The sequence below is a fragment of the Oceanobacillus sp. CAU 1775 genome, assembly GCF_054482815.1.
In genome coordinates this window covers 1-19,236 of the sequence record NZ_JBTLRO010000009.1, presented here as the reverse complement: position 1 = coordinate 19,236, position 19,236 = coordinate 1, and the positions used below count along the sequence as shown (strand labels likewise).

Genomic DNA, 19,236 nt, shown 5'->3' with positions numbered 1-19,236 from the left:
GAACTATTTTGCTGCGGTAAAAAGATCACTCTTCTCGGGATGAAAAGTAGTGTTATGCCCTTACAAATAAATGCCAATAGCTTTTTTGGCAAAAAATGATAAGGAGGTCTGACCAAAGAGTGTAAGGGATACGCGAAAAGTAGTTCGAGCGAGTGATATGACTTTTTTCTGTAAGTGGCATTCGTTCCCTTTGTTAATTGAGACAAGGGAGATATGTTTATGAAGAATTACAATCTTAAGTTAGTGCTCATCTTATGTAGCTTCCTATTTATTCTTGCAGCTTGTGGAGACAAATCTCAAGAGGATGTTGTGTCAGAGCTAAGAGAAACAGTGGAGAATCTTGAAGGTTATAAAGCTGAAGCAGAAATGATGATGAATACTGGGCAAGAGGAACAACGTTTTTCAGTAAATATTTGGCATCAAAAAGATGATTTTTACAGAGTAAAACTAGGACATTCGGACGCCGAAAAGGAAAGTCAAATTATCCTAAAGAATGAAGATGGCGTTTTTGTACTTACACCAACACTTGAAAAGAGTTTTCGTTTCCAAACAGAATGGCCAGAAAATAGTAGCCAACCTTATTTGTATCAATCTTTAGTAAGAGATGTATTGAATGATGAAGAAGCTACTTTCACAATGAGTGATGACCATTATATTTTTAGGACAAAAACAAATTATCATGCAAATAGTAATTTACCATATCAAGAAATTGTGTTTGATAAGAAAACATATATGCCATCCTCTGTACGTGTGTTAGATAAAGATAATCAAGCATTGGTTGAAGTGCAGTTTACAGCATTTGACTTTAATGCAACATTTGAAGCCGATGACTTTGCAATGGAGAAAAACATGGAGACAGGCCAGAAAGATATTGAAACGGCTAATATGCTTCAAGATGACTCATTCCCAGTGTACCATCCATTATTCACAGCTGGAGCAGAACCTGTGGGAAGAAAAGATATAGATATTGAAAATGGAAGTCGGGTAATCCTGACGTATGGCGGGGAAAAGAGTTTTACACTTATTCAGGAAAAACATATCGATCTTCCAGCATTGCAGACCCCTCAAGCTGTTGAAGGCGAGATTGTGAATTTAGGCTTTGCAGTAGGAGCATTATCAGACCAGACACTAGAATGGGTTTTAAATGGAGTAGAATATACACTTGCGAGCGACACACTCACAAAAGAAGAGTTAATTGAAGTTGCTCAATCTGTCCAAGGACAAGGAGTAAAATAAGCGAATATTGAATAAAATCATCAAAAATCACTATCATTTTATGATATTTTCCTATAATACGACAAAATCATAGCTAATTTATAAAAAAACCCAAAACCTCTTTGCAAATGGGCGTGTTCAGTGTTAATATAAAGTTGTTATTATAATTTTATATTGTACATCAGTTGGCGGGGGTGCATCATTTTGTCAGAGAGTTTGCAGGAAGTAATGGTGAAATTACCAAAAAACCTACTAAATGAGGTGGATGGGTTAATGAAATATGATAATAGTGATTTAAGTGATTTCATATGTCAAGCTACCAAAAATTATTTACAGCATAAGAAAGAAGAGCATGTAAAGACATTTGTAGAAACAATGCAACGTGGATATGAAGAAATGGGTCGCATCAATCTTAATATAGCTTCAGAAGCTTTTCAGGCTGAAGAGGAGGCTGACAACACCTTAGAGCGCACTGTGATCGGGGTGTAATAATTTGATCGTGCAAAGAGGCGAAGTATACTTCGCTGACTTATCTCCTGTAGTTGGATCTGAACAGGGAGGGGTTCGACCGGTATTAATTATCCAGAATGATATCGGGAATCGATTTAGTCCTACGGTGATTGTTGCAGCTATTACTGCACAAATCCAAAAGGCTAAGCTGCCAACCCATGTTGAAATCGACGCAAAGAAATACGGCTTTGATCGAAATTCTGTTATCTTATTAGAACAGATTCGAACATTGGATAAGCAGCGATTAACGGACCGTATAACGAAACTAGATAAAGAAATGATGAAGAAAATCGATCACGCAATTGAAATTAGCTTAGGTCTTAAAGATATGTATGATCATTAAAAATACCTTTCAAGAAAATCTTGAGGGGTATTTTTTGTTGGTATTTGTTATTTAACCAAGAAATTCAACTTTTAAACCTATTGTATTTGTGGTAAAATTCAGAAAGAAACAATATTAATAAATTGCAAAAAAATATTTTTAAACAAAGACCAGTTTTATATACATATTTATCAGCTTAACACTTGCAGGAATCGCTGACTTATGAAATAGTTTTACTAGAAAAGAAAACATGTGGAGGTATTGGAGAATGCATAATAGGTTTCGAACTCTTGTTATTCAAAACAGTGATAAAATCGTAGAAATGTGGTTAGAAAAACTTGTAGAAATGAAAAATGAAAAAAAGACCATAAATATAGCTGATGAAATATATGAAACTACGAATCGTGAGTTTGTAAACGTCATTTTCAAAAGTATAGAAAATCAGGGGTCTATAGAAGAAGTTGAAGCTTTTTCGGAAAAAGTTGTAAGCTTAGGTTGGCCATTAAGTTATATTACAGATGGTCTTCAACTCTTTAGACGTGTGACAATTGACTTTATTTTATCAAGTTCAGAAGATAAAATAGATACCGAATATATATCAGTTTTATTTAGAAGTGTAGATGATTGGGTAGAGCCGATCATCCATCAATTAGTCAACGAATATACAGGTAGTTGGGAACAAATCGTTTCCTTACAACGCATGGCACTGCAAGAGTTGTCAGCACCTTTAATTCCAGTAATGGATGGCATTACAATTATGCCTTTAATAGGAACGATTGATACGGAACGTGCTAAATTAATTATGGAGAACTTATTACAAGGAACAATTAATCATAATTCCGAAGTAGTACTTATTGATATTACGGGTGTCCCTGTTGTAGATACGATGGTTGCTCACCATATTATACAAGCTGTAGAAGCAGTACACTTGATAGGTGCTGAATGTATTTTAGTAGGAATTAGACCAGAAATTGCTCAAACGATTGTGAATTTAGGTATTGATTTAAGCGACTTTTCGACAAAAAGTTCGTTACGAAAAGGGTTTACTTCCGCTCTCGCATACACTAATCGTAAAGTTGTGCCTATTGAAGGTCAAACAAATGAAGATCAGCTTCAAAATATTATTAATTCTGTTAGAGGGGAGTGAGACCGTTGCGCATACCTATATTAAAACTTAACAACTATTTGTTAGTTTCTATTCAGACGGAGATAGATGATAACACAGCAATTCAGTTTCAAGAAGATTTACTAGATCAAATATATCAAACTGGTTCGTCAGGTGTCGTTATAGATTTAACTTCTGTAGAAATTATCGACTCATTTATTGCAAAGGTACTAGGTGATGTCGTAACCATGTCGGGACTAATGGGGGCGAGAGTAGTATTAACAGGTATTCAACCAGCAGTAGCAATGACGTTAATTGACCTGGGGATCCATATGAAGGATGTTCCAACTGCATTAGATTTGGAACAAGGTCTAATTAAACTCCACAAGGAATTGGGGGTATAATGATGGAGCCTCAGTCCTGTCTTAAAATTAAAAAAGAGTGGGATATTGTTGCTGCCAGACAACTTGGCAGAGAAATGGCAAAAGAGCTAGGTTTCAGCACGGTTGATCAAGCGCGAATTGCAACGGCAATATCTGAACTTGCTAGAAATATATATTTATATGCTGAAGAAGGCAGTATCAGTTATAAAGTTATTTATTCACCAGAGAATAAAGCAGGACTGTGTTTAACTGTTGAGGATAGAGGCCCTGGCATCCCTGATATCGGACAGGTTATGCAGGATGGCTTTACAACATCTGGGGGACTCGGAGCTGGATTGCCTGGAGTTAAACGATTAATGGATGATTTTGATTTAGAAACAAAAATAGATGTAGGAACAACAATAACTACGACAAAGTGGTTAAGATAATTTTAGGAATTAGGACAAGTGTGTCTATCACTTGTCTTATTTTCCAAGTAGAGAAAGCTTGGGTTACAGTAAGCTTTGATGTAACTTAGGGGGAGAACGATGGAAAACTTTATAAAAAGGAATGCTGAAGAATATAAAAGATTATTAGCTAGATACTTAGAATCTCAAGATGAAGAATCACTTTATGGAGTAGAACAAGTGAGTAAGGCCTTCATCAAACAAAATATTTTACCAGAAGAAATTGTTAATCTTCATATTGGAGCACTTAAAGAATTGCATCCGAATGTATTTGAGGAATTTGAAGTTTCTATGGATTTCCTCCTAGAAGCGATGATTTCCTATGGGCTCGCACATCAAGAAATTCAAAATCTAAAAGAAGAACAAATTGCACTTAAATCAGAAATGGCTTTAGCCGCTGAAATGCAAGAAACAATATTAAGAACGCAAAAACCAGATATCGAAGGATTAGATATCGGTATTATAAGTGTGCCAGCAAACCAATTAAATGGAGATTATCACCACTTCATCAAAAATAATGATGGGTCTCTTGGACTTGCGATGGCAGATGTTATTGGGAAAGGCGTCCCGGCAGCCCTTTGCATGTCGATGATTAAATATTCGATGGATAGTATGCTTGAAGAGTCATTAAGTCCTCGAGCAATTCTTCGAAACCTTAATCGCGTGGTCGAAAAAAACGTAGATGCGAGTATGTTTATTACAATGGTTTATGCACATTACTATCCAGAAACCTGTGAACTGCTGTTTTCATCTGCAGGACATGAGCCAGGTTTTTATTATGATGCAAGCAAGGATACGTTCTCAGAAATTACATCAAAAGGCTTAGTACTTGGTGTCATGGAAGAAGTAGAGTATGAAGAACGTAGATTAACAATAAATAAAAATGATTTGGTTATTTTCTTAACAGATGGTGTTACAGAATGTAGAGATGGTGACCGATTTATTGAAATTGATGAAGTGCTTGATGTGATAAGGAAATATGTTCACCTACCAGCACAAGAAATAGTTGAAGCAGTCTTTAAACATTTTGAAAAGCTACAGGATTTTCATTTAAAGGATGATTTTAGTTTATTAATTCTTAGAAAACAGTTTAGCCAAGATAAATAAAGGGTAGCCAATAAATATCGACTAATTATTATCGACTGATTTAAAGAAGGATATTCTTCAGTCATTATAAGGGGGAGCACTAGTGAATCTAGATTTAAATACAAAAACTACTGACAACCAGACTGTCTTAACTGTGTCTGGTGAGATTGATGCTTATACAGCGCCAAAACTAAAGCAAGCTTTCCAACCGATGTTGGAGGAAGAAAATCAAGAAATAATTGTAGACTTAGAAAAAGTTTCTTATATGGACAGTACGGGGTTAGGTGTGTTTATTGGAGTATTAAAATCTGCAAAAGAAAAAGGCAGCTCTTTAGAATTAATTAATATTCAAGAACGAGTCTATCGCCTATTCCACATTACAGGGTTAGAAGAAATCATGAATTTAAAAGCAATTATTCAAGGTGGAAATAAGGTATGAAAAAATTTGATTTTATTGAGATGACGATACCCGCAAAAGCAGAATATATTGGAGTTGTTCGTTTAAGCTTATCTGGAATTGCAAACCGAATGGCTTTTTCTTATGAAGATATTGAGGATTTGAAAGTAGCTGTTTCTGAGGCAATTACAAATGCAGTAACACATGCATATGAAGCAGGTGAGCAGGAAGAAATTAAACTCGGTTTTGGAATTTATGAAGATCGTTTAGAAGTGATGGTTGCAGATCGTGGCGTGAGCTTTAATTTAGAAGAAGTACGTCAAGAAATCGGACCATATAAACATGATGAGCCCCTTGAGACTGCACGTGAGGGAGGATTTGGATTATTTCTCATCAATACACTAATGGATAAAGTAGAGATTCACGATAAGAGTGGCGTAATAATTGTAATGACAAAATATAAAAATGAAACAGGGGTGGGACTAGATGACGACCAAGTCTCAACCAAATTATAAAGGAAGAGATGAGGTTTACCAGTGGATTGAAATCCTACAAGACAACCCTACAGATGAAGAAACACAAGAAAAAATTGTTCTTCGTTACAAGGATTTAGTAGGATCTATTGCAAGGAAATACTCTCGTAATAGCATGATCTATGAAGATCTAGTCCAAGTAGGTATGATCGGCTTACTCGCTGCTGTGAGAAGGTACGATGATTCATTCGGTAAGTCCTTCGAATCCTTTGCAGTTCCCACAATTATTGGTGAAATAAAACGATTTTTACGTGACAAAACATGGAGTGTCCATGTGCCGAGAAGAATTAAAGAGCTTGGACCGAGAATTAAAAAAGCTGTTGACGAATTAACGACAGCAAACCAAGTATCACCAACTGTACAAGAAATTGCAGAATATCTTGAGGTAAGTGAAGAAGAAGTTCTAGAAACGATGGAGATGGGTAAAAGCTACAAAGCACTTTCTGTTGATCGTAAAGTGGAAGCAGATTCAGAAGGTAGTACAGTGGCAATTCTAGACTTAGTTGGTAATGAAGATGATGGATATACAAATATTGACCAACAAATGCTTTTAGAAAAAATATTACCGATTTTATCTGAAAGAGAACAGTTAATCTTGAAGTACACTTACTTCGAAGGAAAGAGCCAAAAAGAAACTGGAGAAATATTAGGGATTTCCCAAATGCATGTATCCAGATTGTTACGTAAATCTTTATTAAAACTAAGAGAAGCGATTCAGTCGGATCAGTCTGAGGTTTTTGATTAATATGAAGCAAGAAAAGGTACTTGTTTCAGTTTTTCAAAAGCCAAAGAAAGGGAATGCATATTGCGGAGATAGTTACTTCTACACCGAAACAGATGAACTATTTGTTTGTGCAATAGCAGATGGTTTGGGTAGTGGTGAATTCGCTTCAGAGTCGTCTGAAGCTGTTATCGATATCATAGCAGAAAACATTTACGCGTCTGTTGAAGAGCTTGTTAAGCTAGTAAACGAGGCTTTAACGGGTAAGCGTGGGGTTGTTTTAGGAATACTCAAGTTGGATTTCAAAGCAGAAGCTTATTCCTTTTCCTCGATAGGAAATATTGGCATGATAAAGATAACAAAGGATAAGAAGAAATCTCGTAATATCCCGAACTCCGGATATCTAGCAGGATATATTCGAAAGATTAAAGTTGTAAACCAGAAATTAGAAAAAGGGACTAACTTTATTTTGTTTTCAGATGGTGTTGAGGACAAAGAGTTGTCGCAATACTATTTCCTGCAAGATGATGTTACACAAATTACAAAGTCGTATGAACAAACAACTAGCGCAATTAGAGAAGACGACACAACGCTTATTGCTATGCGCTATGAATAAATCAACATCGAAGTCAGCACAACGTGATGTGCTGACTTTTTTATATCTAATTTAAAATAAAAACGGTTTGAGATTTTGATAAGCAATGCTTTCTTCGCTTGTCGATTATGCATTTAATCGAGAGTTTGGTAAAATGAGTATGTGAACGAAGGAGGACGTACTGTGGCGACGAATGTAATAGATAAAGAATTATTAAAACTTGTAGCAAAAGAAACAGATATGAAAGAAGCAACAATTGAAAAAGTCATTGCTTTATTTGATGAGGGGAATACAGTCCCATTTATTGCAAGATACAGAAAAGAATTAACTGGTGGCTTAGATGAAGTTGATATTAAGCTCATTCAGGACAAATGGGGATACGCTTTAAATCTATCCCAAAGAAAAGAAGAAGTTCTACGAATTATAGAAGAGCAAGGAAAATTAACCGAAGAACTCGAGAAAGAAATTAAATCTGCCGGACAGTTACAACGTGTGGAAGATCTTTACCGACCTTATAAACAAAAACGAAGAACGAGAGCAACAAAAGCGAAGGAAAAGGGACTTGAACCATTAGCGGAATTAATTTGGAATCAAGGGCCATTTGATTTACATACAGAAGCTGAGAAGTACCTTTCAGAGGAGCATGAACTTCAGTCAATTGAAGAAGTACTCGAAGGTGTCAATGATATTATCGCGGAATGGATCTCTGATAATCCGGAGTATCGCGAATACATCCGCGAAGAAACGTTCAAACATGGCAAGGTAATATCTGAAGTGAAATCAAAAGAATTGGACGAAAAAAATGTCTATGAAATGTATTACGATTATAACGAACAGGTTCGATCCCTTGTATCTCATAGAATCCTTGCATTAAACCGTGGAGAAAAAGAAGAGATTTTAAAGGTAACGGTTGAGCCGCCAATCGATAGACTTATAAGCTATCTAGAAAGAAAAAACCTTAAAAATTCTACTACAGGAAACACGAAAGAATTCTTAAAAGCTGCGATTGAAGATAGTTATAAGCGATTAATTCAGCCGTCTATTGAAAGGGAAATTAGAAATAATTTAACCGAAAAGGCTGAAACACAAGCGATAGATGTTTTCGCAGTGAACCTAAAGAATCTCTTACTTCAACCGCCTTTAAAAGGGAGAACAATTTTAGGTGTCGATCCAGCATTTCGTACGGGTTGTAAACTTGCGTTGGTTGACGAGACAGGAAAGGTACATGATGTTTCTGTGATTTACCCAACCGCTCCGAGGCTAGATATCAAAGGTTCAGAAAAAAAGGTACTAGAATTTATCAATAAATACAATGTCGAGCTTATCGCTATTGGAAATGGTACTGCATCACGTGAGACAGAACAATTTATTTCTGATGTAATAAGCAATAACAATTTATCTATTCCATATATTATTGTGAATGAAGCAGGTGCAAGTGTATATTCCGCATCTGAACTTGCTCGTGAGGAATTCCCAGATCTACAAGTAGAGGAAAGAAGTGCAGCTTCAATTGCTAGACGCGTGCAAGATCCGCTTGCAGAATTGGTGAAAATCGATCCGAAATCAATTGGAGTTGGGCAGTACCAACATGATGTTAGTCAGAAATCTTTAACAGAATCTTTATCATTTGTAGTTGAGACTGCAGTAAACCAAGTTGGAGTTAATGTGAATACAGCTTCGACTTCACTATTACAATATGTCTCTGGGTTAAGTAAAACCGTAGCAAATAATATTGTAAAGCAGCGAAATGAAGAAGGTAAGTTTTCAAATCGTAGCCAATTAAAGAAAATCCCTAGACTTGGTGCGAAAACATACGAGCAAGCAATCGGATTCTTAAGAATTATAGATGGAAAACATCCGCTTGATCGTACACCAATCCACCCTGAAAGTTATAAGAAAACTGAGCAACTTTTAGCGTTGCTTGATAGTAATCTTGATGCAATTGGTACAGAAGAACTTCGCGAAAAGTTTGCAACGATTAATCATAAACAGATTGCTGAAGAACTTGAAATTGGTGAACCAACGCTAATCGATATTATCGAGGCATTAAGTAGGCCTGAGCGAGATCCAAGAGATGATTTCCCACAACCATTATTAAAGAGTAATGTTTTATCTCTTGATGACTTAAAACCAGGTATGGAAATGCAAGGTACTGTAAGAAACGTTGTAGACTTCGGAGTCTTTGTAGATATCGGAGTGAAGCAAGATGGTCTTGTCCACATTTCTAAGATGGCCAAGAAATTTGTAAAGCATCCAATGGATATTGCATCAGTTGGTGATGTTGTAACTGTTTGGGTGGAAAGTGTTGATGAAGCAAAAGGAAGAATAGCTTTGTCGATGGTTCAAGAATAAAATTTTCAATAAAAAACTGCCACCGTCTTATGACAGTGGCAGTTTATTTATTGTCGAAATTTCTATTGTTTAAACTTTATAGCTAATTACATGAGAGAATTAGCCACATCCAGCTACAGCGTCCAGCAACTATCAAACTTCGCACTCCTTCAATCGATAAGTCAACATCGATTCACTACGTTCATCGTGTTTCCTTTATCTCATTACGAAGTGCTCCAGTTTGTGCGTTGCTAAACGGACGCTTCCGCTTTAGAATTATTATTTTAATTCAGTTGCAGCTTCAACTTCACTCATAGAGATTCCTAGAGCTTTAGCAACACCTTCACCATATGCTGGATCTGCTTTGTAGCAATGGTTGATGTGGCGCAGTTGAACTTCTTTAGAAGTACCTTGCATTTCTGCAGCTGTGTTTTCAAATAATCTTTGTTGTGCTTCAGGAGACTGAAGACGGAATAACTTACCAGGTTGCTCGAAGAAGTTTGTATCTTGCTCATCGAAATCCCAGTAGTTTGCGTCCCCACCAAGCTCTAATGCTGGCTCTTGATGTTCTGGACTATCTTCCCACTCACCATAGCTATTCGGATTGTATGAAACATGTCCGCCTTGGTAAGGTTTAATACGCATAGCACCATCACGGTGGTATGGGTGGAAGTTTTCAACGTTCTTCGGATAGTTAACTGGAATTTGCCAGTGGTTAACTCCTAGACGGTAGCGTTGTGCATCACCGTAAGAGAATAATCTTCCTTGAAGCATTCTATCTGGTGAGAATCCAATACCAGGTACAATGTTTGTTGGAGCGAATGCCGCTTGTTCAACTTCTTCAAAGTAGTTTTCTGGATTACGGTTAAGTTCTACCTCACCAACTTCAATTAGTGGGTATTCATCTTTGTACCATACTTTTGTTAAATCAAATGGATTGTCTGAATGATTTTTTGCTTGCTCGTCTGTCATTACTTGGATATACATTTTCCATTTAGGGTTTTCACCGCGGTCAATTGCTGCACGCAGGTCTCTTGTATGTGAATCAAGGTCTTCAGCTTGAACAGCTTTAGCTTCTTCTTTCGTTAGGTTTTCAATTCCTTGTTCTGTGTAGAAATGGAATTTAATCCAATGACGCTCGTTAGCTTCATTATACATACTGTAAGTGTGGCTTCCGAACATATTCATATGTCTTAATGTTTTTGGAATTCCCCGGTCAGACATGACGATTGTAACTTGATGCAATGATTCAGGAATACTTGTCCAGAAATCCCAGTTTGCTTGTGGGTTATGCATGTTTGTTACAGGGTCTTTCTTAACTACGTGGTTCAAGTCAGGGAAACGCTTAGGATCTCTGAAGAAGAATACAGGTGTGTTGTTACCAACTAGATCCCAGTTACCTTCTTCTGTGTAGAATTTCATAGCTGTTCCACGGATATCACGGTCTGCATCTCCTGCACCACGTTCACCAGCTACAGTTGAGAAACGGACGAACATATCTGTTTTCTTACCAACTTCTGAGAAAAGTTTTGCTTTTGTATATTTCGTAATGTCATTTGTAACTGTTAAAGTACCATAAGCTCCCGCACCTTTAGCATGCATACGACGCTCAGGAATTACTTCTCTATCAAAATGTGCTAACTTCTCTAAGAACCAAAAGTCTTCCATTAATAGAGGACCACGTGGGCCTGCAGTTTTTGAATCGAAGTCGTTAGGAACTGGAGCACCGAAAGCAGTAGTCATTTTCATTTTTTTGCTTTTGCTATCCATATTAAAAATTACCTCCCAATGTTTTAAATACAATAATTATAATAACACAATCATTAGCAGATTACTAAGGATATAGCTTAATAAAGTAATAGGTTTGACAAAAAAGTGAAATCCATTGTCTGCGCGATTAAATTCGTATCTCCCATATAAAGAGTTCCTATTATAATTACATAATTTTAACAAAATAAATTTTTAGTTATTCTCATTTGAAATAATTAATTGAGAATTAAAAAGAAATAAGATGTATGTTAAACTAGGTGTAGAACTAGAAAAGGGTGTTTGATGTTGATGGAACTTATGAGCCAAGTAGAATTACAAAAGATTGTTGATGAAATTTCTAAGGAGTATTTTCATAAACCTTTTATCGACGATGTTCGATTTAATCCAAGACTACGAACCACTGGAGGCAGATATATTCCAGCAAAGAGATTAATAGAATTGAACCCCAAATACTTATTAGAAACGGATATAGAAGAGTTTCGAGGAATTATTAAACATGAGTTATGTCATTATCACCTTCATATAGAAGGAAGAGGCTATAAGCATGGTGATGCGGATTTTAAGAATTTATTAAAAGCAACGAATTCACCAAGATTCTGTAAACCTCTCCCATCACAGGCTACGACATATAAATATCTTTATGCATGTTTAGACTGTAAAGAAAAATATAAGAGAAAACGACGAGTGGATATTAAAAAATTCCGATGCGGAAAATGTCAGGGGAAATTAAAGTTAATGAAGGAAACAGTTACTTCGTGAGTTCTGAGTGATTAAGATATCTGTGAAGAAGTCATTATTTACGGGTTTTATTAACAAGACCCACATAAATTGTTGATTCAATGTAAATTATCGTTGACGAAAATGTGGAACCATGTTAAATTATATTAGCTAAATCTTTTTCAGTTGTCATTCTCGCTGTAAATAAGGGTGTTGACAATAAAATGAAAATAAGGTAATATATTTCTCGTTGATGTAATTTTATTCCACAGTAGCTCAGTGGTAGAGCAATCGGCTGTTAACCGATCGGTCGTAGGTTCGAATCCTACCTGTGGAGCCATTATATGGGGAAGTACTCAAGTGGCTGAAGAGGCGCCCCTGCTAAGGGTGTAGGTCGGTTCTGCCGGCGCGAGGGTTCAAATCCCTCCTTCTCCGCCATATTTTTATGGCCCGTTGGTCAAGCGGTTAAGACACCGCCCTTTCACGGCGGTATCACGGGTTCGAATCCCGTACGGGTCATTATCTTTAAAATTTCTTTAATTGTAGGTCCGGTAGTTCAGTTGGTTAGAATGCCTGCCTGTCACGCAGGAGGTCGCGGGTTCGAGTCCCGTCCGGACCGCCATTCTAATTGGGCTATAGCCAAGCGGTAAGGCAACGGGTTTTGGTCCCGTCATTCCCTAGGTTCGAATCCTAGTAGCCCAGCCATTTTTTCTTTCATACATCTTAATGTATACACAGAAAGATTGAAATTGGTTTATACTATTTATTAGAAATAGTATTTTTTTATTCCTCATATTGGATTGTTTCAGACTAGTATGCGGTCGTGGCGGAATGGCAGACGCGCTAGGTTGAGGGCCTAGTGGGAGTTAATCCCGTGGAGGTTCAAGTCCTCTCGACCGCACTTCTCATTCTTAGCTAAGCGATTGAGCGATGACGTCTAAACTTTGATAATAGTCCCCGGGAAGTAGCTCAGCTTGGTAGAGCACTTGGTTTGGGACCAAGGGGCCGCAGGTTCGAATCCTGTCTTCCCGACCATTATATTTTATATGCGGGTGTAGTTTAGTGGTAAAACCTCAGCCTTCCAAGCTGATGATGAGGGTTCGATTCCCTTCACCCGCTCCAAATTTATTTTTGGGCCTGTAGCTCAGCTGGTTAGAGCGCACGCCTGATAAGCGTGAGGTCGGTGGTTCGAGTCCACTCAGGCCCATATCTTTTTCTTAAAAGAAATAGATTGCATTTGTAGGAAACTTCCTATATAATAAAACTTGTCTTCGTTTTAAGGAGAGTAACCTCCGAAATATAACGAACATTGTTTAACTATTATGCATGATCTTAACGTGCATATTCATATTATCGCGGGGTGGAGCAGTCCGGTAGCTCGTTGGGCTCATAACCCAAAGGTCGCAGGTTCAAATCCTGTCCCCGCAACCAATTTATTTTATTGACAGTTGATGTAACTAGTACTTAGAAAAACAAAATTTAAATTACTTTAAATAATACTGGAGTCCAGTATTTATTTTATGGTCCGGTAGTTCAGTTGGTTAGAATGCCTGCCTGTCACGCAGGAGGTCGCGGGTTCGAGTCCCGTCCGGACCGCCATTATAAATATACGTACAATCACAGGATTTCGTTAAAGAAATCTTGTTTTTTTATTTTATAAGCTATTTTATAAATTAATGTTGAGGCTTCATCCATAAAGAAATAAAAAAATTGAGCTTCGGAAATATATGAAGCCATCCGCGAAAAGCGTAGTATATTTCCGAAGCGGGTTTTTCCTCTAATCAACATTGGGCTTTAATAAAGTCATTAAGCATTAGTTTCCTTTGTTCATTTCAATTTATTATAGATTTTGCTATCATAGACATGTATCTATACAATGAATAGGTGAATATAATGGATGAATTTTCATTGATAAATAAAATTAAACAAACAAATTATAAACAATCCTCGCTTTTAATGGGGATAGGTGATGATGCTGCTGTTTTTAGAGAGACTGCAAATGATCTTGTGACAGCAGTGGATACCTTTGTAGAAGGTGTACATTTCACCAAAGATACAATGAGCCCCATTCAAGTTGGGTACCGCGGTTTAGCTGCGAATCTTAGTGATATCGCTGCAATGGGTGCAACACCAATGTACTATCTCGTATCCATTACAGTGCCAAAAACTTGGAGTGAAAATGAGCTCACAGAGATATTTGCAGGTATGAAGAAACTTGCTAATAAATATCACGTAGATTTATTAGGTGGAGACACTGTTTCGGGAGATCAACTCGTTCTATCCATTACGATTATTGGAAAAGTACCAGCGAATAAAGCAAGGTATCGAAGGGATGCTAGGGTTGGTGACATTGTTTTTGTTACAGGTACTCTAGGCGATTCTCGGGCTGGGCTTTATTTATTACAACATGAAGTAGAACATCCAGATCAAGATTACTTTATATCAAGGCACCAAATGCCAACCCCACGTATCGAATTTGCTAGGGCACTACAGCAATTAGAGAGAGTTTCTTTAAATGATATAAGTGATGGTATAGCGAGTGAAGCACATGAAATAGCTGAAGCTTCAGGAGTATCGATAATTCTAGAAGATAAAGCAATTCCGATTCATAAAGGTCTAGAAGATTTTTCACGAGATCAACAAGACAAATGGAAGTTATTTGGTGGAGAAGACTTTGAACTGTTGGGGACAACAGCAAAAGAAAATTGGTCCTCTATAAAAGATGTCGCAGAAAAATGGAATGTCCAAGTAACTGAAGTTGGATATGTAAAAGATAAAAAGGAACATTTTGTATATATAGAGAACGATGGAAGTGTAAAAGCTTTAGCAAAAGCTGGCTACACGCATTTAAAGTAGGTGAGATATTGTTCACGAAAAAATTTACAACAGCAAGTGTAGAAGAAACACAAGAAGTTGCTGAAAATCTAGCGAAATTACTTCAACCTGGGTCAGTTCTTACACTTGAAGGAAACCTAGGTGCAGGGAAAACAGCTTTTACCAAAGGTCTTGCTAAAGGTTTAGGTGTAAAGAGAAACGTAAACAGTCCAACTTTTACGATTGTAAAGGAATACAAAGGAAACATGCCTTTGTATCATATGGATGTCTACCGTTTAGAGAACTCCGATGAAGATATTGGCTTTTCAGAGTATTTTAATGGTGAGGGTGTATCGGTTATTGAATGGGCCCAATTTATAGAAATATATTTGCCTGAAGAACGACTAGAAATCACTATTGAATATATAGACGAGAACTCAAGAAAGATCCAATTAAATGCAATTGGGGAACATTATGAAAAAATATTAAATGAACTTGAAAGTTAGGAGTTAGTTTCTATGAAGCTGCTTGCAATCGATACATCAAATAATGTTCTGGGCATCGCTATTATGGAGGATGACCAGATTATTGGTGAATTAGTTACGAATTTAAATAAAAATCATTCCGTTCGTTTGATGCCAGCCATTCATAAATTAATGGGTGAAGTTGGTGTGAAAGCGGAAGATCTTGAGAAAATTGCAATCGCTAAAGGTCCGGGATCTTATACAGGCGTGCGTATAGGGTTAACGACTGCTAAAACACTTGCTTGGGCATTAAATATTCCCATTGTTGGTGTCTCAAGCTTGGAAGTATTAGCTTATCAGGGCAGATTTTTTGATGGATACATCTGTCCATTTTTCGATGCGAGAAGAGGTTTGGTTTATTCAGGATTATATAAATTTGAAAATAACCAGCTTGTTTCTATTATGGAAGATAAAAATATGATGATGGAGACACTCTTGGAGAATCTTAGCTTGGAAAATAAAAAAATTCTCTTCTTGAGTCCTGATATCCTATCATTTGAAGAAGAAATAAAAAATAAATTAGAAGAAAAGGCGATTATTCCTGCTGGACCTTTTCATATTGCACAGCCGAGCCACCTTGGACTTGCTAGCTTAAATTATGATGCAGATGAAACACATCATCTGATACCGAGTTATTTGAGAATGGCGGAAGCTGAAGCAAACTGGTTAAAACAACAAAAGGAAACCGAAAAGAATGGATAATGTTTCAATACGCAAAATGCAAATAACAGATGTGGAACGGGTTGTAGAAATCGAGAAGGTTTCATTCGCAACGCCGTGGACTTTTGATATTTTTTATCATGAGTTAATCGAAAATCACTATGCCTACTATTATGTAATCGAGTGGGAAGGTGAAGTTGTTGGTTATGCAGGGATGTGGATAGTTATCGACGAAACACAGATAACAAATATTGTGATTCTACCTGAATACCGTGGGAAAAAACTTGGCAACAGGTTATTCCAGCATATGCTTACAACTGCAATAGCACATGGTACAAAGCAGCTTTCTTTAGAAGTTCGGAAATCAAATACAGTTGCACAGAAAATGTACGCTAAATTTGGGCTTGTTCCTGGTGGAATTCGTAAAAACTATTACACAGATAATCAGGAAGATGCCATCGTGATGTGGGTGAATTTTGATGAATAAAGATAAAATTATACTAGGAATTGAAACGAGCTGTGATGAGACTGCGGCGGCTGTTGTAAAAAATGGCAATCAAATCCTTTCAAACGTTGTCGCTTCTCAAATTGAGAGTCATAAACGTTTTGGTGGAGTCGTACCAGAGATTGCGTCCCGTCACCATGTCGAGCAGATGACGTTAGTGCTTGAAGAGGCACTTGCAAAAGCGAATACAGACTGGGAAGATATTGATGGAATTGCTGTAACCGAAGGGCCAGGCTTAGTTGGTGCTTTATTAATTGGTGTTAATGCAGCAAAAGCATTAGCATTCGCTAAAAACAAACCATTAATTGGTGTTCAACATATTGCTGGTCATATTTATGCCAATCGTTTTGAAAGTGAATTCCAGTTTCCATTACTAGCTTTAATTGTCTCAGGAGGACATACGGAGCTTATTTTAATGAAGGAACATGGTCACTTTGAGTTAATTGGTGAAACACGTGACGATGCAGCAGGGGAAGCTTACGATAAAGTAGCGAGAATGTTAAATTTACCTTATCCAGGTGGACCTGAAATTGATCGATTAGCTGCGCAAGGTGAGGAAACGATTGAATTTCCAAGAGCTTGGTTAGAAGAAGATAGCTATGATTTTAGTTTTAGTGGGTTGAAATCTGCTGTTATTAATAAAATTCATAATGCAAAACAGCGAAATGAAGAATTAAAAGATGAAGATATTGCGGCAAGCTTTCAAGCAAGTGTTGTAGATGTTGTAACTACAAAGACGTTACGAGCTGCACAAGAATATAATGTGAAACAAGTAATAGTAGCTGGGGGAGTCGCTGCAAATCGTGGATTGCGGAATGAGTTGCAGAGGAAGTTTTCAGAAGCGAATATTCCGTTACTTATTCCTCCGTTACATCTTTGTACAGATAACGCTGCGATGATCGCTGCAGCAGGCACTATTTCTTTTGAACAAGAAAAATTTGCTAATCTTGACTTAAACGCCAACCCATCTCTTGAATTATAATTAGGTAGTAAGTTGAAATCTAACTTAACCACAAGTTACTCACAGATATGTGGGTAAATATAGTAAACATTGTTAAAACAATACTAGTTATGTGGATAGATTTTGTATAGGTATAAGTAAAAATCTGTGGATAATGTGTGTAACTTTGTTAGCAACTATAAATATAGCTGTTTTCACTGTTCGAGCCTGTGGATAGTCAAGATGTGGATAAGATTTATAGAAACTAATATTTATTTTAGAAAAGAAGCTTGGTGATACAGCTATGTCAAAGAAACAGTCATATTATATACAAAGTGACCTACTTATATTGTTGGTGTTATTTTTCGCTACGAGCTTAGTGTCTATTTATAGTGCACAACAGCTTGATCAATATGAAGGTCAAAACTTTGTGATAAGACAAATTGCCTTTTTTATAATCGGTATTATTTTTGCTGCGTCTATTCAACTCATTGATATGGAACAGTTATATAAGGCGAGTATTTATATTTATTTAGCAGGTATCCTCATGCTTATCTTGTTATATTTAAGTCCGACAAGTATTGCTTCACCCGTGAATGGTGCGAAAAGTTGGTTTAACAGAATAGGTGGTATACCAGCACCGATATCCATTCAACCGGCTGAATTTGTGAAAATAACAACGATACTTTATCTGTCGGCAATTATAAGTAGACATAAACAGAAGTTTGAAAATGCTAATTTCAAAAGCGATCTCATGTTATTGGCTAAATTAATAGTGATCACAGCGATACCTGTATTTCTAATTATGCTTCAACCAGACTTCGGGACGGCTGTTGTTTACTTATTTATACTAGGCATGATGATTATCTTTTCGGGGATTAACTGGAAAATCATCCTTAGTCTTATTACAGTTGTAGCGGCAGTATTAGGTTCGATTCTAGCCTTCATTATAAACTTCCCGGGCTTAGCGAGAGAAATTGTAGGTAGCTCGAGGGTTTACCAGATAAATAGAATCTTAACTTGGTTCGACCCAGCACAATCGACAGAGACTGCAAACTGGCATTTTGAACGTGCGTTAATGGGACTCGGGTCCGGGCAGTTATTTGGTAAAGGTACAGGGGAGATTGAGGTTTACTATCCCGAAGCCCAAACTGACTTTATTTTCTCTGTAATAGGAGAAACGTTTGGATTTGTAGGTGGAGCATTAGTAATCCTATTATTTTTCTTATTACTTTATAAGCTAGTAACTTTAGCTTTAAATATTTATCAATACATGCCATTTGCAACCTATTTTTGTTTAGGGTTCCTAAGTTTAATATTCGTTCATGCTTTCCAAAATATTGGAATGACAATTGGAATTATGCCAGTAACAGGGATTCCACTGCCCTTAATTAGTTATGGGGGAAGCTCAGTTATGTCCATGATGCTTGGGATAGGAATTATCTATCGAATAGCAGTAGAGCATACGATACAGAATGATTATTTATTTAAATAGAAGCAAAAAAAACAGCGTACTATCTTTTGATAGTGCGCTGTTAGTCTTGTGCGCCCAGCATGGGCTATAACTTGGTGGTGAAAGTCCACTACAGGCTTTGCAGTAGGAACTGTTAGCTAAAGGCAAGGGTGTCCGAAGTGATTTGGAATCTGAAGGAAGCTGGAAGC

The 19,236-nt window shown here is 37.0% G+C and carries 20 protein-coding genes and 11 tRNA genes; 30 read left to right on the top strand and 1 reads right to left on the bottom strand.

Going from position 1 to position 19,236, the window contains the following annotated elements; genetic code table 11:
- Positions 1-219: 219 nt before the first annotated feature.
- The 12 genes from ACXYMZ_RS13920 to ACXYMZ_RS13865 all read left to right on the top strand — a co-directional run bounded on the left by ACXYMZ_RS13920 (position 220) and on the right by ACXYMZ_RS13865 (position 9,665).
- Entirely contained in the window at positions 220-1,236 is a 1,017-nt protein-coding gene (locus ACXYMZ_RS13920) for a LolA family protein (protein ID WP_458949011.1), read from the top strand.
- A 183-nt stretch (positions 1,237-1,419) separates the two neighbouring features.
- The gene (locus ACXYMZ_RS13915) at positions 1,420-1,704 is read left to right on the top strand and encodes a CopG family ribbon-helix-helix protein (protein ID WP_458949009.1); all 285 of its coding nucleotides are present in this window, start codon (positions 1,420-1,422) and stop codon (positions 1,702-1,704) included.
- Between the two features lie 4 nt (positions 1,705-1,708).
- On the top strand, positions 1,709-2,068 hold the full coding sequence (locus ACXYMZ_RS13910; RefSeq protein WP_458949008.1) for a type II toxin-antitoxin system PemK/MazF family toxin: 360 nt from the start codon (positions 1,709-1,711) through the stop codon (positions 2,066-2,068).
- Between the two features lie 247 nt (positions 2,069-2,315).
- Positions 2,316-3,194: an RsbT co-antagonist protein RsbRA gene (locus tag ACXYMZ_RS13905; protein ID WP_458949007.1), complete on the top strand. Its 879-nt coding sequence runs from the start codon at positions 2,316-2,318 to the stop codon at positions 3,192-3,194.
- Between the two features lie 5 nt (positions 3,195-3,199).
- On the top strand, positions 3,200-3,556 hold the full coding sequence (locus ACXYMZ_RS13900; protein WP_458949006.1) for an STAS domain-containing protein: 357 nt from the start codon (positions 3,200-3,202) through the stop codon (positions 3,554-3,556).
- Positions 3,557-3,558: 2 nt separating this feature from the next.
- Positions 3,559-3,963: an anti-sigma regulatory factor gene (locus ACXYMZ_RS13895; protein ID WP_458949005.1), complete on the top strand. Its 405-nt coding sequence runs from the start codon at positions 3,559-3,561 to the stop codon at positions 3,961-3,963.
- Between the two features lie 99 nt (positions 3,964-4,062).
- Positions 4,063-5,088, top strand: a complete 1,026-nt coding sequence (locus tag ACXYMZ_RS13890) for a PP2C family protein-serine/threonine phosphatase (protein ID WP_458949004.1) — start codon at positions 4,063-4,065, stop codon at positions 5,086-5,088.
- A gap of 82 nt (positions 5,089-5,170) precedes the next feature.
- A complete protein-coding gene (locus ACXYMZ_RS13885; protein WP_458949003.1) occupies positions 5,171-5,506 on the top strand; it encodes an STAS domain-containing protein in 336 nt (111 codons plus the stop codon).
- On the top strand, positions 5,503-5,979 hold the full coding sequence (gene rsbW, locus ACXYMZ_RS13880) for an anti-sigma B factor RsbW (protein ID WP_458949002.1): 477 nt from the start codon (positions 5,503-5,505) through the stop codon (positions 5,977-5,979). Before ACXYMZ_RS13885 ends, rsbW begins: the two co-directional genes overlap by 4 nt.
- Positions 5,951-6,742, top strand: coding sequence for an RNA polymerase sigma factor SigB (gene sigB, locus ACXYMZ_RS13875; protein ID WP_458949001.1), 792 nt, complete (start codon positions 5,951-5,953; stop codon positions 6,740-6,742). The genes rsbW and sigB overlap by 29 nt, the downstream gene beginning before the upstream one ends.
- A gap of 1 nt (position 6,743) precedes the next feature.
- Positions 6,744-7,334 (top strand): SpoIIE family protein phosphatase, encoded by a 591-nt coding sequence (locus ACXYMZ_RS13870; protein ID WP_458949000.1) that lies wholly within the window; start codon positions 6,744-6,746, stop codon positions 7,332-7,334.
- A gap of 219 nt (positions 7,335-7,553) precedes the next feature.
- Complete coding sequence (locus ACXYMZ_RS13865) at positions 7,554-9,665, top strand: Tex family protein (protein WP_458949108.1); 2,112 nt, start codon at positions 7,554-7,556, stop codon at positions 9,663-9,665.
- A gap of 258 nt (positions 9,666-9,923) precedes the next feature.
- Here ACXYMZ_RS13865 and ACXYMZ_RS13860 read toward each other — a convergent pair whose 3' ends face one another.
- Positions 9,924-11,414: a catalase gene (locus ACXYMZ_RS13860; RefSeq protein ID WP_458948999.1), complete on the bottom strand. Its 1,491-nt coding sequence runs from the start codon at positions 11,412-11,414 to the stop codon at positions 9,924-9,926.
- A 288-nt stretch (positions 11,415-11,702) separates the two neighbouring features.
- Between ACXYMZ_RS13860 and ACXYMZ_RS13855 the strand changes: the two genes are divergently transcribed.
- The 18 genes from ACXYMZ_RS13855 (at position 11,703) to ACXYMZ_RS13770 (ending at position 19,069) form a co-directional block, all read left to right on the top strand.
- Positions 11,703-12,173, top strand: coding sequence for a SprT family protein (locus tag ACXYMZ_RS13855; protein WP_458949107.1), 471 nt, complete (start codon positions 11,703-11,705; stop codon positions 12,171-12,173).
- Positions 12,174-12,396: 223 nt separating this feature from the next.
- Positions 12,397-12,471, top strand: a tRNA-Asn gene (locus tag ACXYMZ_RS13850).
- 6 nt (positions 12,472-12,477) lie between these two features.
- Positions 12,478-12,569 (top strand) — tRNA-Ser (locus ACXYMZ_RS13845).
- Between the two features lie 9 nt (positions 12,570-12,578).
- A tRNA-Glu gene (locus ACXYMZ_RS13840) sits at positions 12,579-12,650 on the top strand.
- Between the two features lie 26 nt (positions 12,651-12,676).
- Positions 12,677-12,753, top strand: a tRNA-Asp gene (locus ACXYMZ_RS13835).
- A 7-nt stretch (positions 12,754-12,760) separates the two neighbouring features.
- Positions 12,761-12,836 (top strand) — tRNA-Gln (locus tag ACXYMZ_RS13830).
- A 112-nt stretch (positions 12,837-12,948) separates the two neighbouring features.
- A tRNA-Leu gene (locus tag ACXYMZ_RS13825) sits at positions 12,949-13,032 on the top strand.
- Between the two features lie 57 nt (positions 13,033-13,089).
- Positions 13,090-13,166 (top strand) — tRNA-Pro (locus ACXYMZ_RS13820).
- Positions 13,167-13,179: 13 nt separating this feature from the next.
- Positions 13,180-13,253: transfer RNA gene (locus tag ACXYMZ_RS13815), tRNA-Gly, on the top strand.
- A gap of 11 nt (positions 13,254-13,264) precedes the next feature.
- Positions 13,265-13,338 (top strand) — tRNA-Ile (locus ACXYMZ_RS13810).
- Between the two features lie 147 nt (positions 13,339-13,485).
- Positions 13,486-13,562: transfer RNA gene (locus ACXYMZ_RS13805), tRNA-Met, on the top strand.
- A gap of 91 nt (positions 13,563-13,653) precedes the next feature.
- A tRNA-Asp gene (locus ACXYMZ_RS13800) sits at positions 13,654-13,730 on the top strand.
- A 294-nt stretch (positions 13,731-14,024) separates the two neighbouring features.
- Positions 14,025-14,987: a thiamine-phosphate kinase gene (gene thiL / locus ACXYMZ_RS13795; RefSeq protein WP_458948998.1), complete on the top strand. Its 963-nt coding sequence runs from the start codon at positions 14,025-14,027 to the stop codon at positions 14,985-14,987.
- Positions 14,988-14,992: 5 nt separating this feature from the next.
- Positions 14,993-15,451: a tRNA (adenosine(37)-N6)-threonylcarbamoyltransferase complex ATPase subunit type 1 TsaE gene (tsaE, locus tag ACXYMZ_RS13790; protein ID WP_458949106.1), complete on the top strand. Its 459-nt coding sequence runs from the start codon at positions 14,993-14,995 to the stop codon at positions 15,449-15,451.
- 12 nt (positions 15,452-15,463) lie between these two features.
- The gene (tsaB, locus tag ACXYMZ_RS13785; RefSeq protein ID WP_458948997.1) at positions 15,464-16,171 is read left to right on the top strand and encodes a tRNA (adenosine(37)-N6)-threonylcarbamoyltransferase complex dimerization subunit type 1 TsaB; all 708 of its coding nucleotides are present in this window, start codon (positions 15,464-15,466) and stop codon (positions 16,169-16,171) included.
- Entirely contained in the window at positions 16,164-16,616 is a 453-nt protein-coding gene (gene rimI / locus ACXYMZ_RS13780; protein WP_458948996.1) for a ribosomal protein S18-alanine N-acetyltransferase, read from the top strand. Before tsaB ends, rimI begins: the two co-directional genes overlap by 8 nt.
- The gene (gene tsaD, locus ACXYMZ_RS13775; protein WP_458948995.1) at positions 16,609-17,616 is read left to right on the top strand and encodes a tRNA (adenosine(37)-N6)-threonylcarbamoyltransferase complex transferase subunit TsaD; all 1,008 of its coding nucleotides are present in this window, start codon (positions 16,609-16,611) and stop codon (positions 17,614-17,616) included. Before rimI ends, tsaD begins: the two co-directional genes overlap by 8 nt.
- A 262-nt stretch (positions 17,617-17,878) precedes the next feature.
- The gene (locus ACXYMZ_RS13770) at positions 17,879-19,069 is read left to right on the top strand and encodes an FtsW/RodA/SpoVE family cell cycle protein (RefSeq protein ID WP_458948994.1); all 1,191 of its coding nucleotides are present in this window, start codon (positions 17,879-17,881) and stop codon (positions 19,067-19,069) included.
- The last annotated feature ends 167 nt before the right edge of the window (positions 19,070-19,236 follow it).

What these genes read in the sequence shown, in the direction of transcription:
- ACXYMZ_RS13860 (WP_458948999.1), bottom strand. Translation starts at nt 11,414, where the DNA reads ATGGATAGCAAAAGCAAAAAAATGAAAATGACTACTGCTTTCGGTGCT.
- ACXYMZ_RS13905 (WP_458949007.1), top strand. Translation starts at nt 2,316, where the DNA reads ATGCATAATAGGTTTCGAACTCTTGTTATTCAAAACAGTGATAAAATC.
- rimI (WP_458948996.1), top strand. Translation starts at nt 16,164, where the DNA reads ATGGATAATGTTTCAATACGCAAAATGCAAATAACAGATGTGGAACGG.
- rsbW (WP_458949002.1), top strand. Translation starts at nt 5,503, where the DNA reads ATGAAAAAATTTGATTTTATTGAGATGACGATACCCGCAAAAGCAGAA.
- tsaB (WP_458948997.1), top strand. Translation starts at nt 15,464, where the DNA reads ATGAAGCTGCTTGCAATCGATACATCAAATAATGTTCTGGGCATCGCT.
- ACXYMZ_RS13865 (WP_458949108.1), top strand. Translation starts at nt 7,554, where the DNA reads ATGAAAGAAGCAACAATTGAAAAAGTCATTGCTTTATTTGATGAGGGG.
- ACXYMZ_RS13895 (WP_458949005.1), top strand. Translation starts at nt 3,559, where the DNA reads ATGGAGCCTCAGTCCTGTCTTAAAATTAAAAAAGAGTGGGATATTGTT.
- ACXYMZ_RS13770 (WP_458948994.1), top strand. Translation starts at nt 17,879, where the DNA reads ATGTCAAAGAAACAGTCATATTATATACAAAGTGACCTACTTATATTG.
- tsaD (WP_458948995.1), top strand. Translation starts at nt 16,609, where the DNA reads ATGAATAAAGATAAAATTATACTAGGAATTGAAACGAGCTGTGATGAG.
- ACXYMZ_RS13890 (WP_458949004.1), top strand. Translation starts at nt 4,063, where the DNA reads ATGGAAAACTTTATAAAAAGGAATGCTGAAGAATATAAAAGATTATTA.
- ACXYMZ_RS13920 (WP_458949011.1), top strand. Translation starts at nt 220, where the DNA reads ATGAAGAATTACAATCTTAAGTTAGTGCTCATCTTATGTAGCTTCCTA.
- thiL (WP_458948998.1), top strand. Translation starts at nt 14,025, where the DNA reads ATGGATGAATTTTCATTGATAAATAAAATTAAACAAACAAATTATAAA.
- sigB (WP_458949001.1), top strand. Translation starts at nt 5,951, where the DNA reads ATGACGACCAAGTCTCAACCAAATTATAAAGGAAGAGATGAGGTTTAC.
- ACXYMZ_RS13870 (WP_458949000.1), top strand. Translation starts at nt 6,744, where the DNA reads ATGAAGCAAGAAAAGGTACTTGTTTCAGTTTTTCAAAAGCCAAAGAAA.
- ACXYMZ_RS13855 (WP_458949107.1), top strand. Translation starts at nt 11,703, where the DNA reads ATGGAACTTATGAGCCAAGTAGAATTACAAAAGATTGTTGATGAAATT.